This window comes from Pseudomonas sp. BW7P1, assembly GCF_024981055.1.
GTDB classification, from domain to species: Bacteria; Pseudomonadota; Gammaproteobacteria; order Pseudomonadales; family Pseudomonadaceae; genus Aquipseudomonas; species Aquipseudomonas bananamidigenes.
This window is the reverse complement of the sequence record NZ_CP103374.1, coordinates 4605586-4628152: the sequence shown is the minus strand read 5'-3', so window position 1 is coordinate 4628152 and position 22567 is coordinate 4605586. Positions and strand designations below refer to the sequence as shown.

Here is a 22567-nt window from a genome sequence, read left to right as displayed (position 1 = left end):
ATGAAGGGAGCCCGATGGCTCCCTTCATTGTTTTCAGACCTTCAACACCAGCTTGCCGAAGTTCTCGCCGCTGAACAGTTTGCCCAGGGTTTCCGGGAAGGTTTCCAGTCCTTCGACGACGTCTTCCTTGCTCTTGAGCTGCCCCTTGGCCATCCAGCCGGCCATTTCCTGGGCGGCACTGGCGTACTGCGCGGCGTAATCCATCACCACGAAACCCTCCATCCGAGCACGGTTGACCAGCAGCGACAGATAATTGGCCGGGCCTTTGACCGCTTCCTTGTTGTTGTATTGGCTGATGGCGCCGCAGATCACCACGCGGGCCTTGAAGTTCAGACGGCTCAGTACGGCGTCGAGGATATCGCCGCCGACGTTGTCGAAATAAACGTCCACGCCCGTCGGGCATTCCCGTTTAAGGCCGGCCAGCACGTCTTCGCTCTTGTAGTCGATGGCACCGTCGAAGCCCAGTTCATCGATCAGGAACTTGCACTTGTCCGCGCCGCCGGCAATACCGACCACCCGGCAGCCTTTGATCTTGGCGATCTGTCCGGCAATGCTGCCGACTGCGCCCGCTGCGCCGGACAGCACGACGGTGTCCCCGGCCTTCGGTGCGCCGACATCGAGCAGCGCGAAGTAGGCGGTCATGCCGGTCATGCCCAATGCCGACAGATAACGCGGCAACGGTGCCAGTTTCGGATCGACCTTGTAGAAACCTTTTGGCTCGCCAAGGAAATAATCCTGCACGCCCAGGGCGCCGTTGACATAGTCCCCGACCGCAAACCCCGGGTTGTTCGATGCGATGACCTTGCCTACACCCAACGCACGCATCACCTCACCGATGCCCACCGGCGGGATGTAGGACTTGCCCTCGTTCATCCAGCCGCGCATGGCCGGATCCAGGGACAGGTATTCGTTCTTCACCAGGATCTGTCCCGCCGCCGGCTCGCCCACCGGCACTTGCTGATAGGTGAAGGTCTCGCGGGTGGCTGCGCCTACCGGGCGTTTGGCGAGCAGGAACTGACGATTGGTCTGGTTAGTCATGACGGGCACTCGACGGATGAAACCTTGTTGATAGACCGTCACCGGCGATGCTGCAAGGTTGGCTGACGAGGCGAATACAGCCCGATCAGACAGGGTGATAGTGGCAGGCACAGTTTCATCACTGCGATTCATGGGTGGTCAAACGGCCTTCTGATAGTGCTGCCGCTGATGAGATGGCCGTGGCTATGCTGCCTTCATTCATCCCGCATTCGAGGACATAACAATGAGCATGACGTTTTCCGGTCAGGTCGCCGTAGTCACCGGGGCAGCCAATGGCATTGGCCGCGCGACCGCGCAGGCGTTTGCCGCCGAGGGTCTGAAAGTGGTGGTGGCCGACCTGGATGCCGCCGGGGGCGAGGGGACGGTGGCGCTGATTCGTACAGCCGGTGGTGAAGCGACCTTCGTACGCTGCAACGTCACTGTCGAGAGCGACGTGAAAAATCTCATGGATGAGGTGATCAAGACCTACGGTCGTCTCGACTATGCCTTCAACAATGCCGGGATCGAAATCGAGAAGGGCAAACTGGCCGAGGGCTCGATGGATGAGTTCGACGCGATCATGGGTGTCAACGTCAAGGGCGTCTGGCTGTGCATGAAGTACCAGTTGCCGCTGCTGCTGGCACAGGGGGGCGGGGCGATCGTCAACACGGCGTCGGTGGCCGGGCTGGGCGCCGCGCCGAAGATGAGCATCTATGCCGCTTCCAAACATGCGGTGATCGGTCTCACCAAGTCTGCTGCGATCGAGTACGCCAAGAAGAAAATCCGCGTCAATGCCGTTTGCCCGGCCGTGATCGATACCGACATGTTCCGTCGTGCCTACGAGGCCGATCCGAAGAAGGGCGAATTCGCCAACGCCATGCACCCGGTCGGTCGCATCGGCAAGGTCGAGGAAATCGCCAGTGCCGTGCTGTATCTGTGCAGTGATGGTGCAGCCTTCACCACCGGCCATTCACTGGCAGTGGACGGCGGTGTCACCGCATTCTGAGAAAGCCATGGTCGACACAGGAACGGACCCGCCCTGCAGGCGGGTTTTTTTTCGCCTGTTTTGGTTCCATGTCATTGATAAACAATGTGTTTCAAATGGTTAGAACGGTGGCTTTTGACGGCGTTGTCGCACAGCCTGACCGGCGCGGCTGTGATTTACTGCCGCGAGTAAAACCGACAGGAGTTTGGCTACTCATGGAATTGAGAATTGACCGACAGGCAATGGTGCCGGTCGTACAGCAGATTGTGGATGGCTTGACCGAGTGGATCGAGCAGAGCCAGGTGCCACCGGCGACGCGCCTGCCTTCCATACGGCAAATCGCGCGGTCTAACCTGCTCAGCCAGTCGAGCGTCGCGGAAGCCTGCGAGCGTCTGGTGGCGCAAGGTGTTCTGGCCTCCCGGCAAGGTGCCGGTTTCATGGTCGCAAGTACATTGCCGAAGTGTTGCAAGGCCTTTGGCAGCCAGGTTTTGGCGGACGAGAGCTACGGCTGCGAGACCGTACCGCAATCGCGCGCCCGGCTGAAACTGGGTGACGGTGTGTTGCCCTCGAGCTGGCGAGAACCCGACGATCTCAGTTATGCCATCCGTCAGGTGGCCCGCACGGACATGGCCAGCCTGTTCAATTACAGCACACCCTTGGGGCTCCCCACGCTGCGCGAGCAAATCGTCAAACGACTCGGATTGCTCGACATAGAGGCCGATGAAGCGCGGGTTTTGACCACGGCCGGTGCCAGCCACGGACTGGATCTGATCGTGCGGACCCTGTTTCGGGCCGGCGATTGTGTGGTGGTCGAATCACCGGGTTACGCACCGCTGTTCGACCTTCTGCGACTGCAGGGGGTGCGCATGCTGGAAGTCCGCCGGTTGCCGGACGGCCCGGACATCGAGGCACTGGAGGCGTTGTTGCAGCAGTTCCGGCCCGTGGCGATGTTCATCAACAGTCATCACCACAACCCTACCGGGAGTTGTCTGGCACCAGCAGTGGCCCGGCGGATTCTGCAATTGAGCGAAACCTACGACCTGCGGTTGATCGAAGACGACGTCTACGCCGATCTGCACAATGGCAGCGGTACGCGGTTGGCCGCACTGGACGATGACAGGCGGGTGATCTATGTCGGCAGCTATTCCAAGACGCTGAGCAGTTCGTTGCGGGTCGGCTTCGTGTCGGCAGGGCTTGAGGTGATCGAGCAACTGGCACGGGTCAAGGCGATCAGTTGCATGGGGACCTCCGGCTTCAACGAGGCCGTATTGGCAACGCTGTTGTCCAGTGGCGCCTATCGCAAGCTGGTACAGCGTCAACGCCAGCGGCTCAATACCGATCGTGCGGCAGCCCTTGAGGCGCTGGAGGACGCGGATTGGGAAGTATTCGGCAAACCGACGGGCGGCCTGTTCATCTGGGCACGCGTTCCATGGGCGAATGCGGAGCGCTTGCGCAGGCAGGCCTTGCACCATGGTGTGCAATTGTCCTTCGGAACATCATTCAATCCTGGCGGCGAAGCCTGTGACTGGCAGCGGATCAATGTGGCTTATGCCTGCGATCCAAGGGCGCGACAGTTCTTTCGCAGTACAGCCGTGGATCGACCTCAAGTGTTCTGAAAACGACGCGAGCCTAGCTTTTTGCCATTATTCCGACGTCAGAGTCTTGTGCTGGTTCAAGGCCGTTGCGACTCTTCGGCAACAGACTTCGGCAAGGGGCTACGCGCAATGATTTCGGCCGTGCAAGGACGTTTTGCCAACCTCGGTATGGCAAAAAAACTGGGTATCGGGTTTGTGCTGGTCTTGCTGTTGACTGCGCTGGTGGCGGCCATTGGCGTCTGGTCCCTGCAAACCATCAGTCAGCGCTTCGACGGGCTCAAGCAGATGTCCTCGCTCAACAGCGATTTGCTCAATCTGCGCTTGCTGGAGCGGGACTATGCCCTGCACGGCAATCCGAAAACCGTCGATGCCCTGCATGAAGGGGTGGATGCCCTGATCGCGCAGGCCAACAGGCTGAAAGCGCAAGCGCCGGCCAACGTCGCGGTGATGAGCGATGTCGAGCAGTCGCTGGCTGCCTACCGCAAGGCCTTCGATGAATTCGTCTCACTGACTCAGGCCAAGGATCTGGCGCTGGAAATGGCCAGTTGGTCGGTATCCAGCGTCGCCAATAATCTTGATGTCCTCCAGGCCGGGCTTGCCGATGACGGCGCCTACACGCTCAAGGACAGCGAAGGCAAGGATGGGGCGCAGTTCATCGAGCAGGCCAGTCAGGTCAGCCAGGTTTCGCGCCTGATGCTGCAGGCCATGAACGAAGCACGTGTGCGCCTGGACCAGAGCCGCAAGGGGGACGACAGCGCCAAAGGCAACATCGAACAGGCCGCCCAGGCCCAGGCGCAGGCCGAGCAATTGAAATCCACGGTCAAGGACGAGGGGTATCTGACGGTACTCAATGAGGTGTCAGGCCACATCGCCGGTTTCAATGACAAACTTGCCGAGTACACCGGGCTGCTGGCCCAGGAAAAAACCGTATCCGAGCAATTGCATCAACGTGCTGCGCAAGTGGTGGAGCGGGTCGATCAGGCCTACGTCGCTCAGGACGTCGCCATGCAGGGGGAGCTGAAGAAAAACTCTGTGCTGATCATCGGGTCCTCGGCGCTGGCTTTGCTGGTCGGTCTGATTGCGGCCTGGGTGATCACCCGCCTGATCGTCGCTCCGTTGCGCAGCGTGATGCAGGTTGCTCAACGGATCGCCGCCGGTGACTTGAGTGCAACGGTGGAAGTGACCCGTCGTGACGAGATCGGGCAGTTGATGCAGTCCATGCAGCAGATGGGCGCAGGCCTGAGTGCCATTGTCAGCGGATTGCAGGCCGGTATCGAACAGTTGGCCAGTTCCGCACAATCGCTGTCGGCGGTGACCGAGCAGACCAATCTTGAAGTGAGCAGCCAGAAAGAGGAAACCGAGCAGGTTGCCACGGCCATGAACCAGATGACCGCCACCGTTCATGACGTGGCGCGCAATGCTGAAGAGGCGGCGCTTGCGGCTCAGACTGCAGACGACAAGGTCGAGACTGGTCAGCAAGTGGTGCGCCAGAGCATGGCGCGGATCGAGCAACTGGCGGATTCGGCGACGTCGGCCAGTTCGAGCATCGAAAGCCTGAGCGCGGAAATCCAGAACATCGGCACAGTGCTCGAAGTGATCAAGAGCGTCGCCGAACAGACCAATCTGCTGGCGCTCAACGCGGCGATCGAAGCGGCGCGGGCAGGAGAGCAGGGCAGGGGCTTTGCGGTGGTCGCCGATGAGGTGCGGGCGCTGGCCCGGCGCACGCAGCAGTCGACCGAAGAGATCGAGCGGCTGGTCAGTGCCTTGCGTTCGGCGGCTTATTCATCGGTGCAGCAGATTCAGAGCAGTGGCGAACTGGTGAAACTGGCGGTGAGCGATGCGTTGCAGACCGAAAGTGCGCTGGGGAGTATTGCGGCGGCGGTTTCGTTGATCCAGCAGATGAATCAGCAGATCGCGGCGGCGGCCGAGGAGCAGAGCTCGGTGGCCGAGGAGATCAATCGTAGCGTGACCAGCATTCGGGCGAGTGCGGATCAGTCTTCGATTGCGATGCGCGGGAATGCGGCTTCGAGTGTTGAGCTGGCGCAGTTGGGGAGTGAGCTGAGGGGGATGGTTGGGCATTTTCGGCTTTGATCCGGGATTGACCTTGGCGGCCTTTGGGCCGACCAGGTTTGAGGTTGTTTTGGGTGAATATCCGTTGCTTCGGGTGTTGCCGCTGGCGGTTCCGCTCTTACAGCGGCTCACTTTTCCAAACGCCGAAAAGTAAGCAAAAGGCTTGGCCCCTGCGTTCGGCACCTCGCTTTGGCTCGGCGTTCCTTCGCTCCGGGATTGATCCGGGGGCATCGCCTACGGTTTGCTTCGCTGCACCTCCTCTCGATGTGTTTGGCTTCGCCAAACGGCGCTGCGCGCCTGCCCCCGGATCAATCCCTCCACTCAGCCTTCCGATGGGGCCGGCACGTCAAGAGCGGTACTCGAGCTAACGCTCATCGTGTTGAGTGGTGGAGAGCCAAAGCCAGGGTTAGGGGGGCTTTTGATCTTCTGCTTTGAAGCCAATAAAAAAGCCACCTCTCGGTGGCTTCTCTCAACATCTGCACTCAGTCGTAAATCACTTTCTTCTTCCAGTCCGCATCCGCCTCGACATCCTTGAGGCCGGCGGTCAGCTGGTTTTCTTCGCCTTCGACCGGGGCGATTTTGTCCATGACCTGGGCGTTGGCGCGGGCCAGGAGTTTTTCCAGGTACTGGAGTTGTTCGGCGTAGATCTGCGGGTCCTGCTGTTTGCGCAGGTATTGCACGCCGCGCTCGAAGGCGAGGCGGGCCTGGCCGGGCTGGTTTTGTTGCAGGGCGTGCTGGCCGAGGTTGTTGAAGAACTCGATGTGCAGCAACACCAGGATATGGCGTACTTCGCGAATCCAGTGCTTGGCTTCGTTCGGAGGCAGGAAACCGTCCTGGGCGGCGCGGGTGATCTGGCCGTGCAGGGCTTCGAGGAGGAAGCGGACGTCCTTGGCTTTGGCTTCAGTCTGAATCGGCGCCGGCGGGTTGTTGACCGGAATCGATTCACCCTGGGCGACGAGGGCGCTCAGTTCGGTGATGCGGGCCTTGGTGGTGGCACTGGTCTTTTCCAGGTTCAGCAGGCGCTGGCAGACGTTCAGTTCCAGACGGGTCATCAACAGCTTGAGGGCCGGGGTCATGAACTGGCCGGGGAAGGTTTCCGTCAGTTCGCCACAACGGCGCAGGCGATCGTTGAGTTCGACCTTGGTGCGGGCCTTCTCCAGTTTGGTGTTTTCCACCACATGGTTCATGTAGCCAATGGCGATCAAGATTGCGATCCCGGCTATGACTAGCAGGGTGATCATGAGTGGTGTCACCGGTAAGACCTCTTTATAGGGTTCGCGTGCGAGTGTAGTGGCTTGGCCCATGAAGAGCCTAGCGCCGCTCGACGGGTTGGATCAGCGAAGTTTCATCTGTATCGGCCGCAAGCCTGCTTATATAAATACTGGCCCTTGGGGTACAGATTGCCATCACCTGTGGCGTGGACTATAACGCCTTGGCGAGTGTCGGAATATAGGCGCCAATCGTCGGGCGGCCGAAAAGTCCGATTTGGCCCGTCATGCGACCCGAAGTCATTGATTTAAATAAATTTATATCAGGGGGTTGACGACCCTCCAATCCATCCATAGAATGCGCGCCACTTGCAGCGTAAAGCACACAGCGAAACGCGGCAGGGAGTGAATGTTGTAGTGTGTCCCCTTCGTCTAGTGGCCTAGGACACCGCCCTTTCACGGCGGTAACAGGGGTTCGAGTCCCCTAGGGGACGCCAATGCGGGAATAGCTCAGTTGGTAGAGCACGACCTTGCCAAGGTCGGGGTCGCGAGTTCGAGTCTCGTTTCCCGCTCCAATTTTAAACGGCAGTGCTTTCGGGCGTTGCCGAGTGAAACCAGAACCAAGTCTTCGGATATGGATCTGGACACCGAAACACAAACCATGTGTTCCGGGTAGTGTGTCCCCTTCGTCTAGTGGCCTAGGACACCGCCCTTTCACGGCGGTAACAGGGGTTCGAGTCCCCTAGGGGACGCCATTTGCGGGAATAGCTCAGTTGGTAGAGCACGACCTTGCCAAGGTCGGGGTCGCGAGTTCGAGTCTCGTTTCCCGCTCCAAATTCAAGAAGCGCCGCTTTGCAAAGAGCGGCGTTTTTATTAGTGAAAGTTGTAGCCTGTCCCCTTCGTCTAGTGGCCTAGGACACCGCCCTTTCACGGCGGTAACAGGGGTTCGAGTCCCCTAGGGGACGCCATTGCGGGAATAGCTCAGTTGGTAGAGCACGACCTTGCCAAGGTCGGGGTCGCGAGTTCGAGTCTCGTTTCCCGCTCCATATTCAATAAAAACGCCGCTCAGAGATGAGCGGCGTTTTTGTTTGTGCGTGATTTGCAGCGCCACAAAAAAGGACCGTGAGGTCCTTTTTTGCAGGCCCGCCTGGGTGGCAGGCTTGAAGTGCGATCAAAGTTTCGGCAGTTGCCCGATACGCCCCATCATCTCCGTGACGATCTGCAGATCCAGCAGGAACTGGTCAACGGTCTTGAACTCGCCGTCGGTGTGGCCGGTGTATTTGACTTCAGGTCGAGCCAGACCGAATTGCACCCCGTTCGGCAGTTCATGCACCGAGGTGGCGCCGGCAGAGGTACCGAACTCGTGTTTCATGCCCAGGTTTTCGGTGGACACGGCCAGCAGCGCCTTGACCCACTCGCCTTCAGGGTTGCGGTACATCGGCTCGGCGATCGAGTAATCGAAGTTGACCGCGACATGGCTTTTCTTGCTCCAGGCCGCCAGTTTGTCGGCGATTTCGGTCTTGAGCACTTGCGGCGACTTGCCCTTCGGCACGCGCAGGTTGACCGCCAGTTTGAAGGTCTTGTCATCCATGCCGACGTAAGTCAGCGAGGTGGTCAGCGGCCCCATGAAATCATCGGCAAAACCGACGCCCAGCTTGCCACCCTTGTAGTCCAGGCCCCAGTTGTCGGCGGCGTAACGGGCGGCGTCGGTGATGTGGTTGTGTTTGAGCGCAATCTTGCCATCCACGCTGTGGATGAAGTCGAGCATGCGAGCCACCGGGTTGACGCCGGATTCCGGTTCGGATGAGTGAGCGGAAACGCCGGTTACGCTGAGTTTCACGTCCTTGCCATCGACCTTGGCATTCACTTCGAAATCGCCGCCATTGCGCTTCGCGTATTCGCGACCGGCCTTTTGCAGGCTGGCGGCCAGTTCGGCGGGTTTGTCTGTGACCAGAGTGACGACTGAAACCGATGGAATCTGGTTGGTCGCCATGCCGCCGGTCATCGAGACCAGTTCCGCGCCTTTGCCCTCGGCCTTGCGCTTGGCGAACTTGGCCATGACTGTGCCGTAGCCTTTCTCGGCGATCACTACCGGGTAGCCGCCATCCAGCGCCAGGTTGTACTCCGGCGTCGGGTTGCGTTCGAAGTAGTAAGGAATCGCGTCGCCGGTGGTTTCTTCGGTGGTGTCCACCAGCAGTTTGAAATTGCGGGCCAGCGGAAGTTTTTCTTCCTTGATCACCTTCATGGCATACAGCGTCACCACGATCCCATTCTTGTCATCCTCTGTGCCACGACCGTACATGCGGTCGCCGATCAGCGTGACCTTGAACGGGTCGAGTTTGGTGCCGTCCTTCAGCACCCAGTTTTCCGGTGTCACCGGCACCACGTCGGCGTGCGCGTGAATGCCCACGACTTCCTTGCCGCTGCCGTCGAGGGAGATTTCGTAGACACGGTTATCGATGTTCCGGAAGTTCAGGCCAAAGGACTCGGCCAGGTCCTTGATCCTGGCCGCGATCTTGATGAATTCAGGGTTTTCGTGCTGGGCAACGCCTTCTTTGCGATCAGTCGGGATCTCGACCAGTTCGCGCAGGGTTTCCAGAGCGGCTTTGCCGTATTTCGCCCGGGTGTAGAGGCCCAGCAGGCGATAGATCTCGTTTTGTTGCTCGGTAGTCAGCGTCTTGTTGTCGAGAAACGCGTTGATGGACGGGCGCAGGTCGTCGGTCTTGCTCAGGTCGCTCTTGGCCAGCTCGCCGAGGAACTGGCGGAAATCACTGACCTTGGCATCGCTGAAACTCTTGAGGATGGTCGCGCTTTGCTGCGGTGTGATATTGGCGTGAGCGGGCAGTGTCACGGATGAAAGGCTGGCCAGGATCAGGGTCGACGCGGCCAGTTGCTTGAGGGAAAAATCCATTGCTAAGGGCATTCCTTTGCAGGTGGTGAGTAGGAAGTGTCTGATTGATTGTTCAGACGGTTTCGCAAACTAACACCACAAGCGCGTGACAGGGGAGCCCCCGAAGTGGGACGCGTCGCACAGAAATGCAAAAGCGGCGCAGAATCGAAAAAGCCCGTCCAATCTGTCTGGGCCGGGCTTCTCCGATCAGCGTATTTACATCGACAGCACCAGTCGTCCGGCAAACAGGATCAAAATCACCCCCATGCTGCGCTCGAACCAATGGCCCATGCGCATAAACAACAGCCGCACCTTGCTGCTTGAAAAGAACAACGCAACGATCACGAACCACAGTGCGTTCACGCTGCACATCCACAGTCCGTACAGGGCCTGGATTTCCAGCGGCGTGCTGGCGCTGATGATCGTGGTGAAGATCGCCAGGAAGAACAGTGTGGCCTTGGGGTTGGTGGCGTTGGTCAGGAAACCGGTGGTAAACGCCTTGAACAGTGATTGCTCGACCAGTGGTTCGTCGCTGTTTTTTTCGCCTTCCAGCGTTGTCTTGGGTTTGCTGCGGATCAGGCTTATACCGAGGTAGAAAATGTAAGCGCCGCCCACCACCTTGGCCACCGTCAGCAGCCAGGGCGTGGTGTGCATCAAGGCGCCGACGCCCAGCAGGGTGTACAGCACGTGCACGGAAATCCCCGCGCCGATGCCCAGTGCCGTGCAGATGCCGACCAATCGACCGAAGCGCACACTCTGACGAATGGTCACGGCGAAATCCGGGCCGGGAGCGACCACGGCCAGAAAGTGGATGGTGGCCAGCGCCAGAAACTCGCCCAGGTAATTCGATGTCATTTCAGCTCCAGAAAGTCAGGGGTGATGCATTGCCGCGATAGCCGACAAAAAACGAAAGGCTCAGGCGCGGATCTGCCACGCCCGGCGTGACCGAGTGCATGCGACGGGAGTTGAACATGATGAAATCCCCGGGTTCCGGTCGCACTTCCAGGGCTGGCGGGCCGAGCAGTGCCGGGTCGATGCCGTAGCTGTCGCCACGCATTTCGTCGAAGCGATCCGGTGAGATGTCGTCCTCCCACATCTGCAACGCGCCGCCCTCGGTCGGCATGTTCAGGTAAACGTTGCAGGCGAATTGCGCCTCCAGGCTGCGGGCCTGAAAGCTTTCCGGAGCATCCTTGGCGAAGATGTCATGGTGAGCGAGAAAGCAGACACCGGGTTTGACCACCCGTGACAGACCGACATACATCTTGCGCCCGTACAGGTTCTCCAGATGCGCGCCTGCGGGCCAGGATTCGTCGAGCATGCAGCGCAGAGTGTCGATCGGCGAGGAGTAGGGTGCGCAACGATTGCGCAGTTCGGCAATGTTGCCGGTGGCGCGTTCGAAGTAATCCTCGATAAGCAACGGCTGGTTTTCCGCCTCATAGAACGCCATGCCGATGCGACCGATGCTGGGTGCGTTGATATAACCCTCGAAGCCGGGGGCGAGAATCTTGTCGCCAATCCGGATCGCCTGGTCTTCAGGCAAAAAACCTTTGAGGCGAATGGCAAGGACTTCTTCGTTGGCCAGTTTTTTTATGCACGTCTCATCGAGACGCTCGACGTCAAGCATCATGGTTTCAGGTCCATCTAACGAGTAGTCAACGGAACCGGCGAGCGCGGTTCCACGGCGTCGGGCACTGCATCTGGCAGTGCCCGATATCCTCAATCCACGGTGTAGTGGACGGACAACGTGCCCTTTTTCTGCGAAAGGGACGCGATCGTGACTGTGCCCAGATCCTTCAGGCTGCGTACATGGGTGCCACCGCAGCCATAGGCCGGCAGTTCACCAAAGCCGATTTCCCGCGCGCCCTCGCGCAGGGATGTCAGGCGTGGGAGATCGTGTTCGATCCATTGTCCGATGCCGTACTGGACGATTTGCGCATCGACTTCCTGAGCCGAATCCCCGGGTTTGAACTGCACCCGGCCTTCATCGGGCCAGTGGTGCCCCTTGATCGGCATCCAGCCCATGGCTTGAATGAAATGGCCGATCAAGTGACCGGCGGAATGCATGCGGGTGTTGAATTGCCGGCGTTCTTCATCGATGCGGATCTGGGTCATGCCCAGCGGCACAGGCCGATCGACGAAGTGGATGATTCGTTCCGTTTCCTGCACCACTCGCAAAACCCGAGCGTCGCCGATCCAGCCGGTGTCGCATGGTTGCCCGCCGCCTTGCGGGTGAAACAGCGTGGCGCGCAGCACCACGGCGAATTCGTTCTCATGGGGCGTGCAGTCGAGGACTTCCACATTGGCCTTGAGGTCATCACTATGGAAAAAGAGGCGAAGCGTCATATTCCATGCCCTTATTAAAGTTTCTTTTTTAATTATATGAATCGTGCAATAACGTGATAATCCGTTCAAACATCAAAGGACTGTTGCGCTGTGAGCATAAATCTTCCCTTGCCACTGCTCGGTGAAATGGCCATTTTCGTCAAGGTCGTGGAAACCGGCAGCTTCTCCGAAGCGGCTCGCCAGCTGGGCTCGTCACCCTCGGCGGTCAGCCGCAGCATTTCCCGATTGGAGAAAGCGCTGGCAACGCGGTTGCTGCAACGCACTACGCGCAAGTTGCGCCTGAGTGACGGCGGGGAAGAGGTATTCAAACGCTGTCAGGAGATGGTCAGCGCCGCCCGGTCGGTGATGGAAATCAGCGGCCAGTTCACCCACGAAGCCGAGGGACTGGTGCGGGTCAGCGTGCCTAAAGCGGTGGGGCGTTTCGTGATTCATCCGCACATGCCGGAGTTTCTGCGCCGTTATCCGAAGGTCGATGTGGAGTTGCTGCTGGAAGACCGGCAGGTGGATCTGATCGACGATCATGTCGATCTGGCGATTCGCATCACGGAGCGGCCGCCGGCGGGGCTGGTCGGGCGACAGTTGCTGACCATCGACCATTTGCTCTGCGCAACGCCGCAATACCTGGCCGAACATGGCACGCCCACTCATCCCCATGACTTGCTCAATCACAGTTGTATCTATCTGGGCGAAACCCCGAGCGATGCGCGCTGGAAGTTCAAGAAGGGCAGCAAGGCAGTGACGGTCGGCGTGCGTGGCCGGTATGCCGCCAATCACACCGGCGTGCGCCTGGGCGCGGTGCTGCAGCACATCGGAATCGGCAGCCTGCCGTATTTCACGGCGCGCTATGCCCTTGAGCAGGGGCTGGTCGTGCAGGTGCTGCCGGACTGGACATTCCTGGCGTCCTATCATGGCGGCTTGTGGTTGTTGCACTCGCCGACGCGCTACCTGCCACCGAAGTTGCGGGTATTCATCGACTATCTGGTGGAGTGTCTGGAGAAAGAGCCGACTTTGAGCAAACGGGGAAAATCCGGCAGTGCGAAGGTGTTGGCCGAATACGAATTGCCCGAGGGGGAAGGGTTGCTCTAAGCAGAAAAAAGGCCCGCATGAAGCATCATGCGGGCCTTTTCATTGTGCGGTGAAAATCAGTGCTTGCTGTCCTGGGCGGACATCGCCAGCAGTTGTTTTTCCTGGTTCCAGTCGAACGGTTCGTCGTTCTGTTCGGCTTCGTAGCGACGCTCTTCCAGTGCCTGATACAGGTCGATTTCTTCGTCCGACAGGTAGTGCAGGCAGTCGCCGGCGAAGAACCACAGCAGATCCCGAGGGATCAGGTGGGCAATTTGTGGGTAGCGGGTAATCACTTGAGTCAGGATGTCCTGGCCCAGGTACTGGCTTTCGATCGGCTCGATCGGCAGTGACGCCAGCAGTTCGTCGAAACGCTCCAGGAACAGGGCATGGCTTTCTTCGGGAACCTGATCGGCCTCACCTACGGCGACCAGGATACTGCGCAGGTGGTCGAGCAAAACCAGATGATCGGCAACGACATTGGACACGAGATAAGTCCTCAAGAGCAAAACGGGCGCGGGAGTATAAAGCCCCTGCGCCCGTTTTTCACTGATTGAAGGGATCAGCGGATTTTCCCTTCCGCCGGTTTCAGTTGCTCTTTGTCGAAGTCATCGACATCGATCACCTTGCGCCGTGCGGCTTCGGCATCACGCAGGGTCTGGGCTTGCGCCGCTTGCAGCACGCCCGCCTCCAGCGCCGCATCGATGACGTGTTCGCCGGCAACCGGTTTGACCTGACCGCTTTTGAGCGAGGTGTGCAGTTTTTTGTGCAACGGTTGCGCGGCATTCAGTTGATCGCAGGCATGTTGCAGTGCACCCACGGCATCGTCCGCCGATTGGGGGCGATAGCAGCCGGCGAGCAACTCTTCCAGCGCCGGATCGCCTTTGGCCCGACCGATAACCGCTGCCACTTCGGCACCGAGTCGGTCCGACGGACCTTTGTGGCGGCGACCGAACGGGAACACGATCACGCGCAACAGGCAGCCGAAAACCCGGTTCGGGAAATTGGTCAGCAGCTCATCCAGGGCCTTTTCCGACTGCCCGAGGCTTTCTTCCATGGCCCATCTGAACAGCGGTTCCATATAGGCCGGGGAATCAAGGTCGTGATAGCGCTTGAGCGCTGCCGAGGCCAGATACAGGTTGCTCAGCACATCGCCCAGCCGTGCCGAAAGACGTTCGCGACGTTTCAGTTCACCGCCCAGCAGCATCATGCTCAGGTCGGCGAGCATGGCAAATGCCGCAGCCTGACGGTTGAGTGCGCGGAAATACCCCTGGCTGAGCCTGTCACCCGGGGCATGTTCGAAGTGCCCGAGTCCCAGGTTCAATACCAGCGTGCTGGCGGCGTTGCTCACGGCAAATCCGATGTGCTTGAGCAGCAGGCCATCGAACTCCTTGAGCGCCTGATCCTTGTCCTCGCGGCCGGCGAGGGCCATTTCCTTGAGAACGAACGGATGGCAGCGGATCGCGCCCTGGCCGAAAATCATCAGGTTGCGCGAAAGAATGTTCGCGCCTTCCACGGTGATGAAGATCGGCGCGCCGTTCCAGCTGCGGCCCAGGTAGTTGTTCGGGCCCATGATGATCGCCTTGCCGCCGTGCACGTCCATGGCGTGGCTGATGCACTCGCGGCCGCGTTCGGTGAGGTGATACTTGAGAATGGCCGACAGCACCGACGGCTTCTCGCCCAGATCCACCGCGTTGGCGGTCAACATGCGTGCGGCGTCCATCATCCACGCGTTGCCGCCGATGCGGGCCATGGCTTCCTGAATGCCTTCGAAGGCGGACAGCGGAACGTTGAACTGCTCACGAATCTGCGCGTACTGCCCAGTGACCAGACTGGTGAACTTGGCCGCACCGGTGCCGACTGCCGGCAGGGAGATCGAACGGCCGACCGACAGGCAGTTCATCAGCATCATCCAGCCCTTGCCGAGCATGTCCTGGCCGCCGATCAGGAAATCCAGCGGAATGAACACATCCTTGCCGGAGTTGGGGCCGTTCATGAATGCTGCGCCCAGCGGCAGATGGCGGCGGCCGATTTCCACACCGGGGGTGTCGGTCGGAATCAGCGCGAGGCTGATGCCCAGGTCTTCCCTGTCGCCGAGCAAGTGGTCCGGGTCATAGGCCTTGAACGCGAGGCCCAGCAGGGTCGCGACCGGACCGAGGGTGATGTAGCGTTTCTCCCAGTTCAGGCGCAGGCCGAGGGTTTCCTTGCCTTCCCACTGACCCTTGCAGATGATCCCGGTGTCGGGCATCGCTCCGGCATCGGAACCGGCGAGGGGGCCGGTGAGGGCAAAGCACGGGATATCGTCACCCCGGGCCAGGCGCGGCAGGTAGTGGTTTCGCTGTTCGTCGGTGCCGTAGTGCAGCAGCAGTTCGGCCGGACCGAGGGAGTTGGGCACCATCACGGTGGAGGCAAGATCGCCGCTGCGGGTTGCCAGTTTCATCGCCACTTGGGAGTGGGCATAGGCGGAGAAGCCTTTACCGCCGAATTCCCTGGGAATGATCAGGGCGAAAAAACCGTGTTCCTTGATGTGGTTCCAGGCGTCGGCGGGCAGGTCCATCGTCTGGCCGATCTGCCAGTCGGTGACCATGGCGCAGAGCTCTTCGGTCGGGCCGTCGATAAAAGCCTGCTCTTCTTCGGTCAGCTGCGCCTTGGGATAGGACAGCAGTTTTTCCCAGTCCGGGCGGCCGCTGAACAGTTCGCCGTCCCACCACACCGTGCCGGCATCGATGGCATCGCGCTCGGTTTGCGACATCGGTGGCAGGGTTTTCTGGAACCAGCTGAACAGCGGCGCGCTGAAGTGTTTGCGGCGCAGATCCGGCAGCAGCAACGCAGCCGCGACGATGGCCAGTACGACCCAGAAGATCAGCAGCAGCCAGCCCGGTGCGTGGCTGAAGATCCCCATCGCCAGCAGATAAGCCGCGACGATGCCCAGTGCCGGCAGCGGGGCGATGCGTCGGTGGGCCAGATACGCCACGCCGACGATCAGAACCAGTATCCACAACAACAGCATATGTAATCCTCCGTGAACCAGGGCAAACGACCCTCCAGAGCTTAGACGGCATCTGCGAATCAGGGTGGTCAGAGCAAGGTGATCTGAATCGTGGGAATGCCTGGATATCTTTTGTAAGTCAGGTGGGCAACATCCGTGGGAAATCGTTCGCCGACTCCGCGGCTTTGCGTCCATGTTTGGCCGAAACGTCGTTATCTCTGTGCTGAACCTCTCGCTAGACTCGGATTTCATCGAGGAGAACAACGTCATGCGCGAATATCTGAGCCCCGGCCGCTTCATCGATAGTGACCACCCCTCGGTGGTGGAGTTCGCAGAACAGCACCGTGGTGCCAGCCGTGACCCGCGCGCGCAGGCGATCAGTCTTTATTACGCGGTGCGTGAGGCGGTGCGTTACAACATGTACACCTTCAGTCGCGACCCGCAGACCTTGCGCGGCAGTCACGCGCTGGCGGCGGGGGAAAGTTATTGCGTGCCCAAGGCAACGCTGCTCGCCGGTTGTGCGCGCCATTGCGGGATCCCGGCACGCATCGGTCTGGCGGATGTGAAAAATCATCTGTCGACGCCGCGTCTGCTTGAACTGCTCAGAAGCGAAGTGTTTGCCATGCATGGTTACACCGAGCTGTTTCTCAATGATCGCTGGGTCAAGGCCACACCCGCGTTCAACCGGAAACTCTGCGAAATGTTCAACGTTGCGCCGCTGGAATTCGACGGCATGAACGACAGCGTTTTCCACCCGTACAACAGCGATGGTGCGCTGCTGATGGAATACCTGGTCGATCACGGCCAGTTCGCCGATGTACCGGAATCCTTTTTCTTCGAGCACCTGCAGAAATGTTATCCGCATCTGTTCAACGATCAGCAGACGCCACTGGCCAGCGACGTGCACGGTGATGTCGGCAGCCGCTGATCCGGCGTATGCTGCTCGCCCACTCAATGGAAAAGAGGCGGTCATGCTGAAGATCTGGGGTCGCAAGAATTCGTCGAATGTCAGGAAAGCGTTGTGGGCTGCCGAAGAGCTCAAACTGGGCTACGAGGCGATCGATGCCGGTGGTGCGTTCGGGGTGGTCGACACGCCGCAGTACCGGGCCATGAACCCGAACGGTCGGGTGCCGGTGATCGAGGACGACGGTTTCGTGTTGTGGGAATCCAACGCCATCGTCCGCTACCTGCTGGCCAGGCACGCAGCCAACACGTCGTGGTATCCGGCGGACCTGCAAACCCGCGCGATCGCCGACAAGTGGATGGACTGGACCACGTCCAGTTTTGCCGGGCCGTTTCGTACGGTGTTCTGGGGCGTTCTGCGCACCCCTGCCGAAAAGCAGGACTGGCCGGCGATTCATGCCGCGATCAAGGAATGCGAAGGCTTGCTGGTCATGGCCGATCAGGCCTTGAAAAACCAGCCGTTCCTGTCCGGCAGTGAAATCGGCATGGGCGACATTCCCCTCGGCAGTTTCATTTATGCCTGGTTCGAGATGCCGATAGAACGTGCGCCGATGCCGCATCTGGAGGCCTGGTATGCGCGACTGAAGCAGCGCCCGGCCTATCGCAAGGCCGTCATGACCGCGTTGACTTAATACCTACTATCGACACACTTGACTGTACTTGTGCGGCGACGGCAAGCACCATTGCGCATGTGCGCCGCGGTTGTTTCCCTCGCCGCCCGCCGTCATACAGTCCTTTTTCTCTTCTTGGTGCGTAATCCGATATGAGTTCCGCTCTGTCCATCCGGCAGCTAACCAAAACCTACGGCAACGGGTTCCAGGCCTTGAGTGGTATCGATCTGGACGTCGCCGAAGGTGATTTCTTCGCCTTGCTCGGCCCCAACGGCGCCGGCAAGTCCACGACCATCGGCATTCTCTCCACCCTGGTGAACAAGACCAGCGGTACGGTGAATATCTTCGGTCATGACCTGGACAAGAACCCCGCGGCGCTCAAACGCTCGATCGGCGTGGTGCCCCAGGAATTCAACTTCAACCAGTTCGAAAAGACCTTCGACATCGTCGTGACCCAGGCCGGCTACTACGGCATTCCGGCGAAGATCGCCAAGGAACGCGCCGAGCTGTACCTGACCCAGCTCGGCCTGTGGGACAAGCGCGATGTCCCGTCGCGTTCACTGTCCGGTGGCATGAAGCGGCGTCTGATGATTGCCCGGGCACTGGTGCACGAGCCACGTCTGCTGATCCTTGACGAACCGACCGCCGGGGTGGACATCGAGCTGCGCCGTTCGATGTGGACGTTCCTCACCGAACTGAACCAGAAAGGCATCACCATCATCCTCACCACGCATTATCTGGAGGAGGCCGAGCAGTTGTGCCGCAACATCGGCATCATCGACCACGGCTCCATCGTCGAGAACACCAGCATGCGGCAGTTGCTTGGGCAGCTGCATGTGGAAACCTTTCTGCTCGACCTGAAGAACGACTTGAGTGTCGCGCCACAATTGGCCGGTTATCCCGCCCGGCTGGTGGATGCGCATACCCTGGAAGTCCAGGTCGACAAGTCCATGGGCATCACCGCGCTGTTCGGCCAGTTGGCCCTGCAGAACATCGAGGTGTTGAGCCTGCGCAATAAAACCAATCGCCTCGAGGAGCTGTTCGTGTCCCTGGTGGAAAAAAACCTGTCGAAGGTGGCGGTATGAGTTCCGAGCTGCGCCCCAACCTCGTCGCCCTCAATACCATCGTGTACCGCGAAGTCCGGCGATTCATGCGGATCTGGCCGCAAACCCTGCTGCCGCCTGCGATCACCATGGTTCTGTACTTCGTGATCTTCGGCAACCTGATCGGCAAGCAGATCGGCGGTATGGGCGGTTTCTCCTATATGGAGTACATCGTGCCGGGTTTGATCATGATGTCGGTGATCACCAACTCATACGGCAACGTGGTGTCGAGTTTCTTCGGCAGCAAGTTCCAGCGCTCCATCGAAGAACTGATGGTGTCGCCGGTGTCGCCACACACGATTCTGATCGGCTACACCCTCGGCGGCGTGCTGCGGGGCCTGATGGTAGGCATCATCGTGACCATTCTGTCGCTGTTCTTCACCAGCCTGCAGGTGCATCACCTGGGCATCACCGTGCTGGTGGTGGTGCTGACGGCCACGATTTTCTCGCTGCTGGGGTTCATCAATGCCGTGTTTGCACGCAACTTCGATGACATTTCGATCATCCCGACGTTCGTGTTGACGCCGCTGACCTACCTGGGTGGCGTGTTCTATTCGATCACCTTGCTGCCGCCGTTCTGGCAGACCGTATCACTGGCCAACCCGGTGCTGCATATGGTCAACGCCTTCCGTTACGGCATCCTCGGTGTGTCGGACATCCGTATCGGCATTGCGATCACCTTCATGCTGGTGGCGACCGTGGTGTTGTATTTCGGTTGTGCGCGGTTACTGGTGAGCGGGCGCGGCATGCGTACCTGATTCAATCGGCGCTGCAACCTGAAACGGCCTCCCACAGTGGAGGCCGTTCTGCATTCATGACTGGCGACTTTTCCTGCGCCGTGCCCACTGTCGGGCGACCCACCAGCGCCAGTACAACATCACCAGGCAATAGGCGAGGGCGCCCAGCGTCACTCCGACCACCACCGAACCGAGCAGGAACGGTTGCCACAGGGTGGAGAGTTCGCCGCTGATCCATTCCCAGGTCAGTGAATCCGGAAGGGTGCGGGCCGGGATGTCCATCAGCCACGCACCGACTTTGTAGGTGCAGTAGAACACCGGCGGCATGGTGACCGGATTGGTCAGCCAGACCAGGCTGACGGCAATCGGCATGTTGCCGCGCACGGTGATGGCCAGTGCGGCGGCCACCAGCATCTGCGCGGGAATTGGCAGGAAAGCCGCAAAAATGCCAACCGCCATGGCCCGGGCCACCGAATGCCGATTGAGGTGCCAGAGGTTCGGGTCATGCAGCAACGTACCGAGAAAGCGTAAGGATTTGTGTTCCCTGATGCTCGTCGGGTCGGGCATGTAGCGTTTGAATAAGCGCCGGGGCATAAGGCTTCTCGGTCGGTTAAGGCGGCAAGTATGTCTGGATTCTACGAAGCGCCCATTCAGACTTTGTGACAATTGTTGACGACGCCTGCGCTCCATAAGCGCTATGTCTGAAGAGGGACTCTCAAGGACGGGCGTATGCGCACAGGGATGATGGCGCTGGCAGTCGGTCTGCTGGCCCCGGTTTTTTTGCCGGCCTTGCCGCCGGTCGGGTGGATGCTGTGGCTGCCGGTGATGGCACTGACGCTGTTGCCGTTTCGCAGCTATCCGCTGGCGTTTTTGCTGTTTGGCGTTGCCTGGTCGTGCATCGGTGCGCAGTGGGCGCTGGATGATCGGCTGTCGGTGGAACTGGATGGCGAAACGCGCTGGGTCGAAGGGCGGGTCGTTGGTCTGCCCCAGAACAGCGACGGGGTTGTGCGCTTCGAGTTGGCCGATGCCCGTTCGCGTCACGGGAAACTGACATCGCTGATGCGCCTGGCCTGGTACGACGGGCCACCGGTCAACAGCGGCGAGCGCTGGCGGTTGGCGGTCAAACTCAAACGTCCCGGCGGGCTGCTCAATCCCGATGCCTTCGATTACGAGGCCTGGCTGCTGGCGCAACGCATCGGTGCCACCGGCACGGTGAAGGACGGCAACCGGCTGGCGGCGGCGCAATGGGCCTGGCGGGACGGCATCCGACAGCGTCTGCTGGCGGTGGACACTCAGGGCCGGGGTGCTGCGCTGGCGGCGTTGGTGCTGGGCGATGGCTCGGGGCTCAGTCGCGAGGACTGGCAGATCCTGCAGGACACCGGCACCGTGCACCTGCTGGTGATTTCCGGGCAGCACATCGGTCTGCTGGCGGCCGTGATGTATGGCTTGGTCGCGGGGCTGGCACGCTTCGGTGTGTGGCCACTGCGTTGGCCCTGGCTGCCGTGGGCCTGTGGACTGGCATTCATGGCGGCATTGGGATATGGCCTGCTGGCCGGGTTCGACGTACCGGTGCGGCGGGCCTGCGTGATGGTCGCGCTGGTCCTGCTGTGGCGATTGCGTTTTCGCCATCTCGGTGCCTGGTGGCCGTTGTTGCTGGCCTTCAACGGTGTGCTGCTGATGGAACCGCTGGCCAGTCTGCGTCCGGGATTGTGGTTGTCCTTTACGGCAGTGGCGATATTGATTTTCACCTTTGGCGGTCGTCTGGGGCCCTGGCGCTGGTGGCAGGCCTGGACCCGGGCGCAATGGCTGATCGCGATCGGCTTGTGCCCGTTGTTATTGATCCTGGACCTGCCGATCAGCCTCAGTGGGCCATTGGCCAATCTGCTGGCGGTGCCGTGGATCAGTTTTGCGGTGCTCCCTACGGCATTGCTTGGCACCTTGCTGTTGCCGATTTCCGGTGTCGGCGAAGGTCTGTTATGGCTGGCTGGCGGGTTGATCGATGGATTGTTCAGGGTTCTGGTCCTGATTGCCGGGCGCTGGCCGGCATGGGTCGCCGCATCGATGCCCGGTTGGATTCTGTTGCTGGGCTGCATCGGTGCCGTGCTGCTGTTGCTCCCCCGGGGTGTTCCATTGCGGCCTTTGGGCTGGCCGTTGCTGCTGGTGCTGGCATTGCCGCCTCGGGAGCGCCTCGCCGAAGGCGTGGCCGATGTCTGGCAGCTGGACGTCGGCCAGGGGCTGGCGATTCTGATCCGCACCCGCCACTACACATTGTTGTACGACAGCGGCCCACGCTTCGGTGATTTCGATGTGGGTGAGCGAGTGGTGCTGCCGGCCTTGCGCAAACTGGGTGTGGAGCGAATCGATTTGATGATGCTCAGTCATGCCGACGCCGACCATGCTGGTGGAGCGCTGGCCGTGGCAAACGGCTTGCCGGTCAGCCGGGTGATCAGCGGCGATCCGCCAGGGTTGCCCGAAGCGCTGAATGCCGAGGCTTGTGAAAGCGGCCGGCAATGGCAGTGGGACGGTGTTGCCTTTCATCAATGGCAGCGGTCCGACGCCCATGACAGCAATCAGCGTTCCTGCGTATTGCAGATCGAAGCCAACGGCGAGCGGTTGCTGCTGACAGGCGACATCGACAGCGCTGCCGAACGGGATCTGCTCGACAGCGCGCTGGCGGTTCCCACCCAGTGATTGCAGGCCCCGCACCATGGCAGCCGCAGTTCTTCCTCGATGGCCTTGCTCAAGGTTCTGCAGCCGCAGGCTGTGCTGATTTCCCGTGGACAGGGCAATTCGTTCGGCCATCCGCACCCGACGGTCGTCGCCCGCTACCGCAAACAGGGAATACACATCCATGACAGCGCCGAGCAGGGCGCCATTCATCTGCAACTGGGCCGGTTTCAACCGGCCCGGTCGATGCGTCAGCAACGCCGGTTCTGGCGCGCCCCGCCATTGTCGGGAGCAGAGAACCGTTGAGCACGGTCGTCGGAGCGACGG

General features: G+C 60.2%; 17 protein-coding genes, 6 tRNA genes and 2 pseudogenes. 16 read left to right on the top strand and 9 right to left on the bottom strand.

The window, feature by feature from the left end:
- Positions 1 to 33: 33 nt before the first annotated feature.
- Complete coding sequence (locus NWV16_RS20805) at positions 34 to 1038, bottom strand: NADP-dependent oxidoreductase (protein ID WP_260520575.1); 1005 nt, start codon at positions 1036 to 1038, stop codon at positions 34 to 36.
- A gap of 223 nt (positions 1039 to 1261) precedes the next feature.
- Between NWV16_RS20805 and NWV16_RS20800 the strand changes: the two genes are divergently transcribed.
- From NWV16_RS20800 to NWV16_RS27855, 4 genes and pseudogenes are all read left to right on the top strand, one after another.
- Positions 1262 to 2023: an SDR family oxidoreductase gene (locus NWV16_RS20800; protein ID WP_260520574.1), complete on the top strand. Its 762-nt coding sequence runs from the start codon at positions 1262 to 1264 to the stop codon at positions 2021 to 2023.
- Positions 2024 to 2217: 194 nt separating this feature from the next.
- Positions 2218 to 3618 carry a PLP-dependent aminotransferase family protein gene (locus tag NWV16_RS20795; RefSeq protein WP_260520573.1) on the top strand — a complete coding sequence of 467 codons (1401 nt, stop codon included), beginning with the start codon at positions 2218 to 2220 and terminating at the stop codon, positions 3616 to 3618.
- Positions 3619 to 3726: 108 nt separating this feature from the next.
- Positions 3727 to 4779 (top strand): annotated as a pseudogene (locus tag NWV16_RS27860) (methyl-accepting chemotaxis protein); the annotation flags it as partial.
- 27 nt (positions 4780 to 4806) lie between these two features.
- Positions 4807 to 5688, top strand: a complete 882-nt coding sequence (locus NWV16_RS27855) for a methyl-accepting chemotaxis protein (protein WP_409519393.1) — start codon at positions 4807 to 4809, stop codon at positions 5686 to 5688.
- Between the two features lie 461 nt (positions 5689 to 6149).
- Here the strand turns inward: NWV16_RS27855 and NWV16_RS20785 are convergent, their stop codons facing one another.
- Positions 6150 to 6908: a hypothetical protein gene (locus NWV16_RS20785; RefSeq protein WP_065261849.1), complete on the bottom strand. Its 759-nt coding sequence runs from the start codon at positions 6906 to 6908 to the stop codon at positions 6150 to 6152.
- Positions 6909 to 7296: 388 nt separating this feature from the next.
- On the opposite strand from NWV16_RS20785, the gene NWV16_RS20780 reads away from it, so the two are divergent.
- The 6 genes from NWV16_RS20780 to NWV16_RS20755 all read left to right on the top strand — a co-directional run bounded on the left by NWV16_RS20780 (position 7297) and on the right by NWV16_RS20755 (position 7921).
- Positions 7297 to 7372: transfer RNA gene (locus NWV16_RS20780), tRNA-Glu, on the top strand.
- Positions 7373 to 7374: 2 nt separating this feature from the next.
- A tRNA-Gly gene (locus tag NWV16_RS20775) sits at positions 7375 to 7450 on the top strand.
- Between the two features lie 104 nt (positions 7451 to 7554).
- Positions 7555 to 7630 (top strand) — tRNA-Glu (locus tag NWV16_RS20770).
- A 3-nt stretch (positions 7631 to 7633) separates the two neighbouring features.
- Positions 7634 to 7709, top strand: a tRNA-Gly gene (locus tag NWV16_RS20765).
- 58 nt (positions 7710 to 7767) lie between these two features.
- A tRNA-Glu gene (locus tag NWV16_RS20760) sits at positions 7768 to 7843 on the top strand.
- Between the two features lie 2 nt (positions 7844 to 7845).
- A tRNA-Gly gene (locus NWV16_RS20755) sits at positions 7846 to 7921 on the top strand.
- A gap of 125 nt (positions 7922 to 8046) precedes the next feature.
- On the opposite strand, the gene NWV16_RS20750 is transcribed toward NWV16_RS20755, so the two are convergent.
- The 4 genes from NWV16_RS20750 to NWV16_RS20735 all read right to left on the bottom strand — a co-directional run bounded on the left by NWV16_RS20750 (position 8047) and on the right by NWV16_RS20735 (position 12108).
- Positions 8047 to 9786, bottom strand: a complete 1740-nt coding sequence (locus tag NWV16_RS20750; protein WP_260520571.1) for a dipeptidase — start codon at positions 9784 to 9786, stop codon at positions 8047 to 8049.
- A gap of 195 nt (positions 9787 to 9981) precedes the next feature.
- Positions 9982 to 10620 (bottom strand): LysE family translocator, encoded by a 639-nt coding sequence (locus tag NWV16_RS20745; protein WP_260520570.1) that lies wholly within the window; start codon positions 10618 to 10620, stop codon positions 9982 to 9984.
- A gap of 1 nt (position 10621) precedes the next feature.
- Positions 10622 to 11392 (bottom strand): 2OG-Fe(II) oxygenase, encoded by a 771-nt coding sequence (locus tag NWV16_RS20740; RefSeq protein WP_065257258.1) that lies wholly within the window; start codon positions 11390 to 11392, stop codon positions 10622 to 10624.
- A gap of 89 nt (positions 11393 to 11481) precedes the next feature.
- Positions 11482 to 12108, bottom strand: a complete 627-nt coding sequence (locus NWV16_RS20735; RefSeq protein ID WP_260520569.1) for an alanyl-tRNA editing protein — start codon at positions 12106 to 12108, stop codon at positions 11482 to 11484.
- Positions 12109 to 12198: 90 nt separating this feature from the next.
- Here NWV16_RS20735 and NWV16_RS20730 point away from each other — a divergent pair, with 90 nt between their 5' ends.
- Positions 12199 to 13194 carry a LysR family transcriptional regulator gene (locus NWV16_RS20730; RefSeq protein ID WP_065257256.1) on the top strand — a complete coding sequence of 332 codons (996 nt, stop codon included), beginning with the start codon at positions 12199 to 12201 and terminating at the stop codon, positions 13192 to 13194.
- A gap of 56 nt (positions 13195 to 13250) precedes the next feature.
- Here the strand turns inward: NWV16_RS20730 and NWV16_RS20725 are convergent, their stop codons facing one another.
- Positions 13251 to 13658 (bottom strand): PA2817 family protein, encoded by a 408-nt coding sequence (locus NWV16_RS20725; RefSeq protein ID WP_039770706.1) that lies wholly within the window; start codon positions 13656 to 13658, stop codon positions 13251 to 13253.
- Positions 13659 to 13732: 74 nt separating this feature from the next.
- Positions 13733 to 16180: an acyl-CoA dehydrogenase gene (locus NWV16_RS20720; protein WP_260520568.1), complete on the bottom strand. Its 2448-nt coding sequence runs from the start codon at positions 16178 to 16180 to the stop codon at positions 13733 to 13735.
- A gap of 247 nt (positions 16181 to 16427) precedes the next feature.
- Here NWV16_RS20720 and NWV16_RS20715 point away from each other — a divergent pair, with 247 nt between their 5' ends.
- The 4 genes from NWV16_RS20715 to NWV16_RS20700 all read left to right on the top strand — a co-directional run bounded on the left by NWV16_RS20715 (position 16428) and on the right by NWV16_RS20700 (position 19594).
- Positions 16428 to 17087 (top strand): transglutaminase family protein, encoded by a 660-nt coding sequence (locus tag NWV16_RS20715; RefSeq protein WP_260520567.1) that lies wholly within the window; start codon positions 16428 to 16430, stop codon positions 17085 to 17087.
- Between the two features lie 43 nt (positions 17088 to 17130).
- Positions 17131 to 17754, top strand: coding sequence for a glutathione S-transferase (locus tag NWV16_RS20710; protein WP_260520566.1), 624 nt, complete (start codon positions 17131 to 17133; stop codon positions 17752 to 17754).
- A 131-nt stretch (positions 17755 to 17885) separates the two neighbouring features.
- A complete protein-coding gene (locus tag NWV16_RS20705; protein ID WP_065257252.1) occupies positions 17886 to 18818 on the top strand; it encodes an ABC transporter ATP-binding protein in 933 nt (310 codons plus the stop codon).
- Positions 18815 to 19594: an ABC transporter permease gene (locus NWV16_RS20700; RefSeq protein ID WP_065257251.1), complete on the top strand. Its 780-nt coding sequence runs from the start codon at positions 18815 to 18817 to the stop codon at positions 19592 to 19594. Before NWV16_RS20705 ends, NWV16_RS20700 begins: the two co-directional genes overlap by 4 nt.
- Positions 19595 to 19648: 54 nt before the next feature.
- On the opposite strand, the gene NWV16_RS20695 is transcribed toward NWV16_RS20700, so the two are convergent.
- Positions 19649 to 20167, bottom strand: coding sequence for a DUF2062 domain-containing protein (locus tag NWV16_RS20695; RefSeq protein WP_260520565.1), 519 nt, complete (start codon positions 20165 to 20167; stop codon positions 19649 to 19651).
- Between the two features lie 135 nt (positions 20168 to 20302).
- Between NWV16_RS20695 and NWV16_RS20690 the strand changes: the two are divergent.
- Positions 20303 to 22546 (top strand): annotated as a pseudogene (locus tag NWV16_RS20690) (DNA internalization-related competence protein ComEC/Rec2).
- Positions 22547 to 22567 lie beyond the last annotated feature (21 nt).

Excerpts from the sequence above, each read along its gene's own strand:
- NWV16_RS20805 (WP_260520575.1), bottom strand. The coding sequence starts at position 1,038 with ATGACTAACCAGACCAATCGTCAGTTCCTGCTCGCCAAACGCCCGGTA.
- NWV16_RS20800 (WP_260520574.1), top strand. The coding sequence starts at position 1,262 with ATGAGCATGACGTTTTCCGGTCAGGTCGCCGTAGTCACCGGGGCAGCC.
- NWV16_RS20795 (WP_260520573.1), top strand. The coding sequence starts at position 2,218 with ATGGAATTGAGAATTGACCGACAGGCAATGGTGCCGGTCGTACAGCAG.
- NWV16_RS27855 (WP_409519393.1), top strand. The coding sequence starts at position 4,807 with ATGCAGTCCATGCAGCAGATGGGCGCAGGCCTGAGTGCCATTGTCAGC.
- NWV16_RS20785 (WP_065261849.1), bottom strand. The coding sequence starts at position 6,908 with ATGATCACCCTGCTAGTCATAGCCGGGATCGCAATCTTGATCGCCATT.
- NWV16_RS20750 (WP_260520571.1), bottom strand. The coding sequence starts at position 9,786 with ATGGATTTTTCCCTCAAGCAACTGGCCGCGTCGACCCTGATCCTGGCC.
- NWV16_RS20745 (WP_260520570.1), bottom strand. The coding sequence starts at position 10,620 with ATGACATCGAATTACCTGGGCGAGTTTCTGGCGCTGGCCACCATCCAC.
- NWV16_RS20740 (WP_065257258.1), bottom strand. The coding sequence starts at position 11,392 with ATGATGCTTGACGTCGAGCGTCTCGATGAGACGTGCATAAAAAAACTG.
- NWV16_RS20735 (WP_260520569.1), bottom strand. The coding sequence starts at position 12,108 with ATGACGCTTCGCCTCTTTTTCCATAGTGATGACCTCAAGGCCAATGTG.
- NWV16_RS20720 (WP_260520568.1), bottom strand. The coding sequence starts at position 16,180 with ATGCTGTTGTTGTGGATACTGGTTCTGATCGTCGGCGTGGCGTATCTG.
- NWV16_RS20715 (WP_260520567.1), top strand. The coding sequence starts at position 16,428 with ATGCGCGAATATCTGAGCCCCGGCCGCTTCATCGATAGTGACCACCCC.
- NWV16_RS20710 (WP_260520566.1), top strand. The coding sequence starts at position 17,131 with ATGCTGAAGATCTGGGGTCGCAAGAATTCGTCGAATGTCAGGAAAGCG.
- NWV16_RS20705 (WP_065257252.1), top strand. The coding sequence starts at position 17,886 with ATGAGTTCCGCTCTGTCCATCCGGCAGCTAACCAAAACCTACGGCAAC.
- NWV16_RS20700 (WP_065257251.1), top strand. The coding sequence starts at position 18,815 with ATGAGTTCCGAGCTGCGCCCCAACCTCGTCGCCCTCAATACCATCGTG.
- NWV16_RS20695 (WP_260520565.1), bottom strand. The coding sequence starts at position 20,167 with ATGCCCCGGCGCTTATTCAAACGCTACATGCCCGACCCGACGAGCATC.